Annotated in this window: 10 protein-coding genes; 6 read left to right on the top strand and 4 right to left on the bottom strand. The window is 68.0% G+C overall.

From position 1 onward, the window contains the following. From HG262_RS30090 to ruvA, 6 genes are all read left to right on the top strand, one after another. Window positions 1–1,078, top strand: a 1,078-nt coding sequence (locus HG262_RS30090) for a UbiH/UbiF/VisC/COQ6 family ubiquinone biosynthesis hydroxylase (protein ID WP_169274484.1), incomplete at its 5' end; no start/stop codon positions are given. Between the two features lie 116 nt (window positions 1,079–1,194). Continuing rightward, window positions 1,195–2,220, top strand: a complete 1,026-nt coding sequence (gene dusB / locus HG262_RS30095) for a tRNA dihydrouridine synthase DusB (protein ID WP_169274490.1) — start codon at window positions 1,195–1,197, stop codon at window positions 2,218–2,220. Between the two features lie 36 nt (window positions 2,221–2,256). After that, window positions 2,257–2,496 carry a helix-turn-helix domain-containing protein gene (locus HG262_RS30100; protein ID WP_006217670.1) on the top strand — a complete coding sequence of 80 codons (240 nt, stop codon included), beginning with the start codon at window positions 2,257–2,259 and terminating at the stop codon, window positions 2,494–2,496. Window positions 2,497–2,602: 106 nt separating this feature from the next. Then, a complete protein-coding gene (purH, locus tag HG262_RS30105; protein ID WP_169274485.1) occupies window positions 2,603–4,192 on the top strand; it encodes a bifunctional phosphoribosylaminoimidazolecarboxamide formyltransferase/IMP cyclohydrolase in 1,590 nt (529 codons plus the stop codon). After that, on the top strand, window positions 4,192–4,740 hold the full coding sequence (ruvC, locus tag HG262_RS30110) for a crossover junction endodeoxyribonuclease RuvC (protein WP_169274486.1): 549 nt from the start codon (window positions 4,192–4,194) through the stop codon (window positions 4,738–4,740). The genes purH and ruvC overlap by 1 nt, the downstream gene beginning before the upstream one ends. Before the next feature lie 86 nt (window positions 4,741–4,826). Then, window positions 4,827–5,399 (top strand): Holliday junction branch migration protein RuvA, encoded by a 573-nt coding sequence (gene ruvA / locus HG262_RS30115; protein WP_105555355.1) that lies wholly within the window; start codon window positions 4,827–4,829, stop codon window positions 5,397–5,399. Here the strand turns inward: ruvA and HG262_RS30120 are convergent, their stop codons facing one another. The 4 genes from HG262_RS30120 to HG262_RS30135 form a co-directional block, all read right to left on the bottom strand. Beyond that, window positions 5,400–6,308 carry a complex I NDUFA9 subunit family protein gene (locus tag HG262_RS30120; protein ID WP_169274487.1) on the bottom strand — a complete coding sequence of 303 codons (909 nt, stop codon included), beginning with the start codon at window positions 6,306–6,308 and terminating at the stop codon, window positions 5,400–5,402. A gap of 103 nt (window positions 6,309–6,411) precedes the next feature. Then, window positions 6,412–7,377, bottom strand: a complete 966-nt coding sequence (locus tag HG262_RS30125) for a threo-3-hydroxy-L-aspartate ammonia-lyase (protein ID WP_169274488.1) — start codon at window positions 7,375–7,377, stop codon at window positions 6,412–6,414. Between the two features lie 80 nt (window positions 7,378–7,457). Further along, window positions 7,458–8,528 (bottom strand): Holliday junction branch migration DNA helicase RuvB, encoded by a 1,071-nt coding sequence (gene ruvB / locus HG262_RS30130; protein WP_169274489.1) that lies wholly within the window; start codon window positions 8,526–8,528, stop codon window positions 7,458–7,460. A 72-nt stretch (window positions 8,529–8,600) separates the two neighbouring features. Next, window positions 8,601–9,760, bottom strand: a 1,160-nt coding sequence (locus tag HG262_RS30135; RefSeq protein WP_211187847.1) for an ATP-binding protein, incomplete at its 5' end; no start/stop codon positions are given.

A 9,760-nucleotide genomic window follows, 5' to 3' on the forward strand; every position in this document is an offset into this window, starting at 1 on the left:
CTCTTCCGATCTCCTGCTCTCGGGCGCCGCGCCCGCGCCGGTCACGCCTGCCGCGGCCGTGCCCGCCGCCGACCCCCGCGTGCTGGCCATGAACCATGGCAGCCGCGTGCTGCTGGAATCGCTGCACGCCTGGCCCGAACGTTCGGCCGACATCCGCAACATCCATGTCTCGCAGCGCGGCCGGCTGGGCCGCACCGTGATCCAGAACACCGACTTCGGCGTGCCGCAACTGGGTAGCGTAGTCGCGTATTCCGGGCTGCACGCCAAGCTGGACGAGTGCGTGGCGGCCTGTGGCGTCACCGTCCTGACCGGCCCCGCCGCGCAGGTGGACAGCCAGGACGCGGACGGCGTGCGCATCCTGCAAGGCGGCGAGACGCTGCGATGCCAGGTCGCCGTGCAGTCCGACGGCGCGGGCGCGACGGACGTGCGCCGCGACTACGGCCAGCACGCCGTGCTGACGAGCGCGCAGGCGACCCTGCCGCGCCGCGGCTGGGCCTGGGAACGATTCACGGCCGAGGGGCCGCTGGCCCTGCTGCCCCATCCGCAGACGCCGGACGCCTACTCCGTCGTGTGGTGCAGCGCCCCGGAACGCGCCGCCGAACTGGCCACGCTGGACAATGCAGCCTTCTCGAAGGCGCTGTCGGCCGCCTTCGGCGACCGCCTGGGCCGGCTGTCCAGCCAGGCCCCCCGCCATGTCTTCCCCCTGTCGCTGGCCGCCCGGCGGGCGCAAGTGCAAGGCCGCGTGGCCGCCATTGGCAATGCCGCACAGACGCTGCACCCCGTCGCGGGCCAGGGCCTGAACCTGGGGCTGCGCGACGCCGCCCGGCTGGCCCAGGCGCTGGCCGGCTGGCTCGCCCGCCCCGAGGCCAGCCCCACCGTCCTGCTGGCCGAATTCGCGCAGGCGCGCCAGGTCGACCGTGTCATCACCGCCGGCCTGACCGACTTGATGCCGCGCGTTTTCGCCACGGGCCTGGCGCCGGTCGAGCATGCATGCGGCCTGGCCTTGCTGGGGATGGACCTGGCCTCCCCCCTGCGCGCGCCGCTGGCCCAACATCTGCTGCAGGGTTTCCGCGCCTGATTCCGCGGCGTTCCGGCCCCGACCGGGGTACGGAATCGTCCGCTTTCGCCTCCGTTTGTTACCAAGCTGTTGCCAGCGGAAAACGGGGGTTCGATCGAGCCGGTTAAAATGTGACCATGCGCATAGGCCAATGGACCCTTCCTAACAATGTTCTTGTCGCGCCCATGGCGGGCGTGACGGACCGCCCTTTCCGCCAGCTTTGCAAGAAGTTGGGGGCGGGCTATGCCGTGTCGGAAATGGCCGCCAGCAACCCCAAGCTGTGGGACAGCGTCAAGACGTCCCGCCGCCTGAACCACGACGGCGAGATCGCCCCCATTTCCGTGCAGATCGCCGGCGCCGACCCGGCCATGATGGCCGAAGCGGCCGTGTTCAACGCCGGCAAGGGCGCCCGGATCATCGACATCAACATGGGATGCCCGGTAAAAAAGGTCTGCAACGTGGCCTCCGGCTCGGCGCTGCTGCGCCACGAAGACCTGATCGTCCGGATCCTGGACGCCGTCGTGTCGGCCTGTGCGCCGCTGGGCGTGCCGGTCACGCTGAAGACCCGTACCGGCTGGGACCGCGACAGCCGCAACGCCGTGCGCGTGGCCAAACTGGCTGAAAACGCCGGCATCGCGGCCCTGACCCTGCATGGCCGTACGCGCGCCGACCTCTATACGGGCGAGGCGGAATATGACACTATCCGCGCCGTCAAGGCCGAGCTGACGATTCCCGTGATCGCAAACGGGGATATCGACTCGCCTGAAAAAGCCAGGCGCGTCCTGGATTACACTGGCGCCGACGCGGTCATGATTGGCCGGGCGGCCCAGGGCCGTCCCTGGATTTTCCGCGAAATCGACCACTACCTGCGCACGGGCGACACACTGGCCCCTCCTTCCTATGGGGAAATGCGCGAGCTGCTGCTCGAACATCTTGACGACCATTACCGGTTCTATGGCGAGCACACCGGCGTACGCACGGCGCGCAAGCATATCGGCTGGTATCTGGACGGCCTGCCGGGCGCGGATTCGTTCTGCGCCCGCATGAACCTGATCGACAACACCCGCGACCAGTGGCGGGCGGTGTCTGATTGGTTCGACATCATCTCGCGCGACGGCGAGCCCCACCCGGCGCCGGTCGCAGAAGCCCTGCTGGCGGCATAACCGCCTCAACACCAACATAAAAATATCTGTACTCAAATGAGCAAGAAAGATGTCCTGGAAGAATGCGTGCGCGCCAGCCTTGAGCGCTATTTCGAAGACTTGGGTGAATCCGAGCCCCACGATATGTGGGACATGGTGATGCGCTGCGTGGAGCGCCCGGTGCTTGAAGTGGCGCTGGAGCGTTCGGGCGGCAACCAGTCTCGGGCGTCCGAAATGCTGGGCATCACCCGCAACACCCTGCGCAAGAAGTTGCTGGCGCACAATATCCAGGTATAGCTTTCCCGCGTGGACGGCCCCTTGCCTGCCGCCGTCCCCGCCTTCCTCCGATTTCCCATCCCGACCTGAACGAGAAAGGCGCCCCGCCCGACTCCCGTCCCCCACCATGAAAATCGAAACCGCCCTGCTTTCGGTGTCCGACAAGACCGGCATCGTTGAATTTGCCCGCGCCCTGGCCGCGCGCGGCGTGCGCCTGCTGTCGACTGGCGGCACCGCCAAGTTGCTGGCCGACGCCGGCCTGACCGTCACCGAAGTGGCTGCCCATACCGGATCGCCGGAAATTCTGGATGGCCGCGTCAAGACGCTGCACCCCAAGATCCACGGCGGCCTGCTGGCCCGCCGCGACAGCGCCGAGCACATGGACACCATCAAGGCAGCGGGCATCGATCGCATCGACATGCTGGTGGTCAACCTGTATCCGTTCCGTGAAACCGTCGCCAAGCCGGACTGCACGTTCGCCGACGCGGTCGAGAACATCGACATCGGGGGCCCGGCGATGCTGCGCGCCGCCGCCAAGAACCACGGCACCGAAGCCGGCGGCGTGACGGTCGTGATCGATCCGGTCGACTATTCGCGCGTGCTGTCCGAAATGGACAAGAACGGCAGCACCTCGTACGGCCTGCGCCTGGCGCTGGCCTCGAAGGTCTACGCCCACACTGCCGCCTACGACGGCGCCATCGCCGCCTACCTGACCAGTCTGACCGAAGCCGAACCGGCCCAGGAAGCGGTTCCGGCCCGCAGCGAATGGCCCGGCACGCTGACCTTGCAGGTCAAGCAGGAACAGGCCCTGCGCTACGGCGAGAACCCCCATCAGACCGCCGCCTTCTATGTGGACGCGCAACGTCCGGCGGGCCTCTTGGGCAACTACCGCCAACTGCAGGGCAAGGAACTGTCCTACAACAACATCGCCGACGCGGATGCCGCGTGGGAATGCGCGCGCAGCTTCGACGTGCCCGCCTGCGTCATCGTCAAGCATGCCAACCCCTGCGGCGTCGCCGTGGCGGGCGATACGCTGGGCGCGTACCAGCAGGCGTTCAAGACCGACCCGACCTCCGCGTTCGGTGGCATCATCGCCTTCAACCGCCCGGTAGACGCCGCCACGGCCGAAGCCGTCAGCGCCCAGTTCCTGGAAGTGCTGCTGGCCCCGGCCTATGACGGCGCCGCGCTGGCCATCCTGGCCGCCAAGAAGAACGTGCGCGTGCTGGAAGTGCCGATGGGTGTCGGCCAGAACGCCATGGACATCAAGCGCGTGGGCGGCGGCTGGCTCGTGCAAAGCCCGGACGCCTATAACGTGCCGCGTGATGCGCTCAAGGTGGTCAGCAAGCGCCAGCCGACCGAACAGGAAATGAACGACCTGGCATTCGCCTGGAAGGTCGCCAAGTACGTCAAGTCCAACGCCATCGTGTTCGTGGGCGGCGGCATGACCCTCGGCGTGGGCGCCGGCCAGATGAGCCGTATCGACTCGGCCCGCATCGCGTCGATCAAGGCAGAAAACGCCGGCCTGACCCTGAAGGGCTCGGCCGTGGCGTCTGACGCGTTCTTCCCGTTCCGCGACGGCCTGGACGTAGTGGTGGCGGCAGGCGCGACCTGCGTGATCCAACCCGGCGGCAGCATGCGCGACGACGAAGTCATCGCCGCGGCCGACGAGCATGGCATCGCCATGGTGCTGACCGGCACCCGCCACTTCCGCCACTGATGCGCGTCCTCGGCATCGATCCCGGCTTGCGCCGCACCGGTTTCGGTGTGATCGATGCCGACGGCTCGCGGCTGCGGTACGTGGCCAGCGGGACCATCGTGGTCCCGCCGGCGCTGACGCTGGCCGAACGCCTGAAAGTCATCCTGGACAATCTGCGCCAGGTGGCGCGCGATACGCAACCCGATGTCGCCGCGCTTGAAATCGTCTTCATGAACACCAACCCCGCGTCCACCCTGCTGTTGGGGCAGGCACGGGGCGCCGCGCTGTGCGCGCTGGCCGACAGTTCGTTGGCCGTGCACGAGTACACCGCGCTGCAGATCAAGAAAGCCGTGGTAGGCACCGGGCGCGCCGCCAAAGAGCAGGTGCAGATGATGGTGCAGCACCTCTTGGCCCTGGACGGCACGCCCGCCCCCGACTCCGCCGACGCGCTGGCGTGCGCCATCTGCCACGCCCACGTCGGGCCGCTGCAGGACAAGCTGGAACAGCTGGGCACGTCGCTGCGCATGAGCGGCAAGACGCGTATCCGCAACGGACGCCTGATCGGCTGAACGCGCCCTTGCGCGTATAGAATGCCCGCATTCGCCGCGCATTCCGCGCGCCACTCCTGCCCTTCCCTTACCAGGCCTTCATCACCATGATCGGACGCATTACCGGAACCCTGATCGAAAAGCTGCCCCCCACCATCTGTGTGGACGTGGGCGGACTGGGCTATGACATCGACGTGTCCATGAGCACCCTGTACGCGCTGCCCGAGACCGGCGCCCGCGTCACGCTGTACACGCACCTGACGGTGCGCGAAGACGCGCACATCCTGTACGGCTTCGGCACGGCCAGCGAGCGCAGCGCTTTCCGCGAACTGATCAAAGTCAGCGGCATCGGCGCGCGCACCGCGTTGTCGGTGCTGTCCGGCATGTCGGTGGCGGATCTGGCCCAGGCCATTACCTTGCAGGAATCGGGCCGCCTGACGCGCGTGCCCGGCATCGGCAAGAAGACCGCCGAACGCCTGCTGCTGGAAATGCGCGGCAAGCTGGGCGCGGACATCGGCGCAACCTCGCATGCCACGCCCGACAACCAGTCGGACATCCTGAACGCGCTGCTGGCGCTGGGATACTCGGAAAAAGAATCGCTGTCCGCGCTGAAGACGCTGCCTGAAGGCGTCGGCGTGTCGGACGGGATCAAGCAGGCCTTGAAGGCGCTGGCGCGCTGATCACAGGTAGCGGGGCGCGACGGCCTCCAGGCCGGTCGGCACAACGTGCAGTTCCGGCGCGATGGGCCCCGCGCAGATGTTGTCGCGGCGCAAGGAATCCAGGTTGTCGCGCGACATCAGGGGCTTGCCCGGCAGGCATTCGAACAGCCGGGCCTGGATGCGGCCCACCCCCATCGGCATGCTGACCACCGGCCGTGGATGGCCGCTCCAGGCGGCGCACAGCCGCGCGATCTCGCCCAGCGTATAGACCTGCGGTCCGCCCAACTCGTACGTCTTGCCGCAGGTATGCGTGTCGCCCAAGGCCGACACCATCGCTTCCACCACATCGCCCACATAGACCGGTTGCAGGCGCACATGCGCGCCCGCCAGCGGCAGCACAGGCAGCCAGCGTGCCAGCCTGGCGAACATATTGGTGAATTTGTCGTCCGGACCGAACAGGACCGACGGGCGGAAAATGGTCCAGCCGCCTTCCGACGCAGCCTGGAACTCGTGCTTGATGGCCGCTTCGCCGTCGCCCTTGGAACGCTGATACATGCTGTCGCCCTGGGAATCCGCGCCCAGCGCGCTGACGTGCAGCAGGCGATGGACGCCCTGGCGCCGACAGGCTTGCGCGATACGCTGCGGCAGCAGGACGTGGGCCCGCGCGAAATCGGAACCGTAAGGCTGGCCGGTATTGCCATGCAGGATGCCCACCAGGTTCACGACCGCATCGCAGCCGCGCACCAGACGGTCCAGCGAGGCGTCATCGTGGATGTCGGTCTGGACCAGCGTAACGGTGGGAAAGACTTGCAGTTCGCTGCCCCGCGCGAGCAGGCGCGTGGGCACAATCATCTGGTGCAGGCCGCCGGACAGCCGGGCAATCAGGTGACGGCCGATGAAACCGGTGCCGCCGATGACAAGGATACGCATGCCGCAGCCCCCTGTTCGTCAGGATCGAGTTCCGATTCTGCCCTGCGCAGGCTGCAACCGCAAGCACGTATCGGCGGTCCGGCGCCCGGACCGCCCGCGGGCGTCAGGAAGCCAGCAACCGGGCGTAGGCCGGAAGGTCGACGTTGCCGCCGCTGATGATGACGCCGACCCGCGCGCCGCGCACCGGCACGACGTTCTGCATGACCGCAGCCGCGCCCAGGCAGCCAGTAGGCTCCACCACCATCTTCATGCGCTCGGCGAAGAACTTCATGGTCGTGACCAGTTGGGCATCTGTCACCGTGACGATGTCGCGCACATGCTTCTGGATGAGCGGGAACGTCAGATTGCCCAGGTGGGTCGTGGCAGCGCCGTCAGCCAAGGTCTTGGGGGCCGGAATACGGACGATTTCACCCTTGCGCAAAGACTGCTGGCCGTCGTTGCCGGCTTCGGGCTCGACGCCGTAGACCAGGCAACCCGGGCTTAGCGCGAAGGCGGACAGGGCCGATCCCGACAGCAGGCCGCCGCCGCCCAGGCAGACGAACAGGTAGTCCAGTTCGCCGACTTCCTCGAACAGTTCCTTGGCTGCCGTGCCCTGCCCTGTGATCACGTCTTCGTGGTCGTAGGGCGGAATCAGCGTGGCGCCGGTTTCCGCCTGGATGCGCCGGGCAATCTGTTCGCGGTCTTCGGTGTAGCGGTCGTACGTGACGATCTTGCCGCCATAGCCTTCGGTGGCCGCACGCTTGGCCGCCGGTGCGTCCAGCGGCATGATGATCGTGGCGGACACGCCCTGCAGCTTGGACGCCAGCGCAATGGCCTGCGCATGGTTGCCGGACGAGAAGGTCACCACGCCGGCGGCGCGCTGTTCCGGCGTCAGCCGGGCGATGGCGTTGTAGCCGCCGCGGAACTTGAACGCGCCCATGCGCTGGAAGTTCTCGCACTTGAAGAAGACCGACGCGCCGCTGATGGCGTCGGCCGTGGCCGAGGTCAAGACGGGCGTGCGGTGTGCGTTGCCGGCCAGGCGCTCGCTGGCGCGCACGACATCATCATAGGTAGGCAATTCGGGCAGCATGGGAATCCGGTCCTTTGATCGCAGGAAGGTCGAAACCTCCGGATCATAAACCTGTCGCGCGGTTTGCGCGCCGCGCCCGCCTACTTGCCGAACAGATCGCCGCCGGCGGCGACGCCAGTGGGCGGCGTCAGGCCCAGGTGACGCCAGGTGGTGAGCGTGGCGGTGCGGCCACGCGGCGTGCGTTGCAGGTAGCCGTGCTGGATCAGGTAGGGCTCGATCACGTCTTCGATGGTGTCGCGCTCTTCGCCGATGGCGGCCGCCAGGCTGTCCACGCCCACAGGCCCGCCGTCGAACTTGTGGATGATGGCTTCCAGCAGTTTGCGATCCATCAGGTCCAGGCCCTGGGGGTCCACTTCCAGCATGGCCAGCGCGCGGCCGGCCACGTCGGCGTCGATGGTGCCGCTGGCTTTGACTTCGGCGTAGTCCCGCACGCGGCGCAGCAGGCGGTTGGCGATGCGGGGCGTACCGCGGGCGCGGCGCGCCACTTCCGCCGCGCCGTCGGGCGTGATGCCGGCGTTGAGCAGGCCGGCGCTGCGCGTCACGATGTGGCCCAGGTCGGCCGCGTTGTAGAACTCCAGCCGCGAAACGATGCCGAAGCGGTCGCGCAGCGGATTGGTCAACATGCCCGCCCGCGTGGTGGCGCCCACCAGCGTGAACGGCTGCAGGTCCAGCTTCACGCTGCGCGCGGCGGGGCCTTCGCCGATCAGGATGTCGATCTGGAAGTCTTCCAGCGCTGGATAGAGGATTTCCTCGACCACGGGCGACAGGCGGTGGATTTCATCGATGAACAGGACGTCGTTCTTTTCCAGGTTGGTCAGCAGCGCGGCCAGGTCGCCCGGGCGTTCCAGCACGGGGCCCGACGTCTGGCGCAACTGCACGCCCATTTCATGCGCGATGATGTGGGCCAGCGTGGTCTTGCCCAGGCCGGGCGGGCCGAAAAGCAGCACGTGGTCCAGCGCCTCGCCGCGCTTGCGGGCGGCAGCGATGAAGATCTCGAGTTGCTCGCGGGCGCGCTGCTGTCCGACGTATTCCTGCAGCGCCTTGGGCCGCAAGGCGCGTTCGATCGATTCCTCGTTGGGCGACACCGGCTGCGGCGCCACAATACGGGGCGCCTCGGGACGGGAAGAAAGGGAATCGGACTGAATGGCCATGGTGCGGGATACGACAAGGGACGAAGCAGGATGCATCGTACCGTATGCGGGGCCCCGGGGGGCCCCGCCGCCCTATGCGGTTTCGGATAGCGGCAACTTCACCCGCACGCAGAGGCCGCCGGATTCCGCCTGGCGCAATTCCAGCGAGCCCCCGTGGGCGCGGGCGATGGCCTCGGCCAGCGCCAGGCCCAGGCCCACGCTGCCGGTGCGCGTGCGCGCGTCGTCCAGCCGGCTGAAGGGGCGCAGCGCCTCCTGGCGGCGTTCCGGCACGATACCGGGGCCATGATCGGCCACGTCCAGCACCGCATGGCGATCTTCGCGGCGCAGGCTCACGTCGACCGGCGGCGCGCCATGGTTCAACGCATTGCCGATCAGGTTGTCCAGCAGCCGGCCCAATGCCACGGCGTCAGCCTGCACCACCAGCGGCGCGTCGTCGTCGCCCGTCTTCAGGTGGATGTCCGTGCCCGCGCCCTGCCAGGCGCCGACGCGCTCGGTCAGCCAGTCGGGCAGCACGATGGGCGCATAGCGATAAGCCGCGGGATCGGTGCCGCGCACGAAGCCGATGAACTGGTCGACCATGTGCTGCATGTCCTGCAGGTCGGTGCGCAAGCCTTCCTTCAGCTTGGAATCGTCGGCCAGTTCGATCCGCAGCCACATCCGCGACAGCGGCCCTTTCAAATCGTGCGGCAGGCCGGACAACAGCGTCCGGCGCACCGAATCGGATTCGGCCAGCGCGTCCAGCATGGCGTTAAAGCGCACGCCCAGCGCCCGGGTTTCATGGGGCCCCGAAGGTTCCACGCGTTGCGGCTGCCCCGCGGCCAGCCGGTCGGCGGCGTCGGCCAGCCGGGTGATGGGCCGGGTGATGTGCCACGAGAAACCCACCGCCAGCAGCAGTAACAGACCCAGGCCGCCCAGCCACGCCGCGATGAAGGGCGTGGCCACGGGCGGGTCCAGGCGGTCCAGCGGGATGACCAGCCATTCGCGCAGGCGCGGCGCGTCTTCGCTGGCGGAATTGGGCGCCAGGGAAATGAAGATCTCCGGCGCCGGCCCGTGCGACAAGGCCACGCGGGTGCCGTCGTTCAGGCGTTCGTTCAGCAACTGCACCAGTACGCGCAGATCGCGGCGGATATCGTCCGGCTCGGGCTTGTAGCGGCGCACATGCTCTTCGCGGGCGCGCTCGCGGTCGGCGGCGTCGCGCGGTTCCGCCCGGCCCCCGTCGCCGTCGGGCAGAT

The sequence above is a fragment of the Achromobacter sp. Bel genome (assembly GCF_012928505.1).
GTDB lineage: Bacteria > Pseudomonadota > Gammaproteobacteria > Burkholderiales > Burkholderiaceae_B > Achromobacter.

What these genes read in the sequence shown, in the direction of transcription:
- dusB (WP_169274490.1), top strand. Translation starts at nt 1,195, where the DNA reads ATGCGCATAGGCCAATGGACCCTTCCTAACAATGTTCTTGTCGCGCCC.
- HG262_RS30100 (WP_006217670.1), top strand. Translation starts at nt 2,257, where the DNA reads ATGAGCAAGAAAGATGTCCTGGAAGAATGCGTGCGCGCCAGCCTTGAG.
- purH (WP_169274485.1), top strand. Translation starts at nt 2,603, where the DNA reads ATGAAAATCGAAACCGCCCTGCTTTCGGTGTCCGACAAGACCGGCATC.
- ruvC (WP_169274486.1), top strand. Translation starts at nt 4,192, where the DNA reads ATGCGCGTCCTCGGCATCGATCCCGGCTTGCGCCGCACCGGTTTCGGT.
- ruvA (WP_105555355.1), top strand. Translation starts at nt 4,827, where the DNA reads ATGATCGGACGCATTACCGGAACCCTGATCGAAAAGCTGCCCCCCACC.
- HG262_RS30120 (WP_169274487.1), bottom strand. Translation starts at nt 6,308, where the DNA reads ATGCGTATCCTTGTCATCGGCGGCACCGGTTTCATCGGCCGTCACCTG.
- HG262_RS30125 (WP_169274488.1), bottom strand. Translation starts at nt 7,377, where the DNA reads ATGCTGCCCGAATTGCCTACCTATGATGATGTCGTGCGCGCCAGCGAG.
- ruvB (WP_169274489.1), bottom strand. Translation starts at nt 8,528, where the DNA reads ATGGCCATTCAGTCCGATTCCCTTTCTTCCCGTCCCGAGGCGCCCCGT.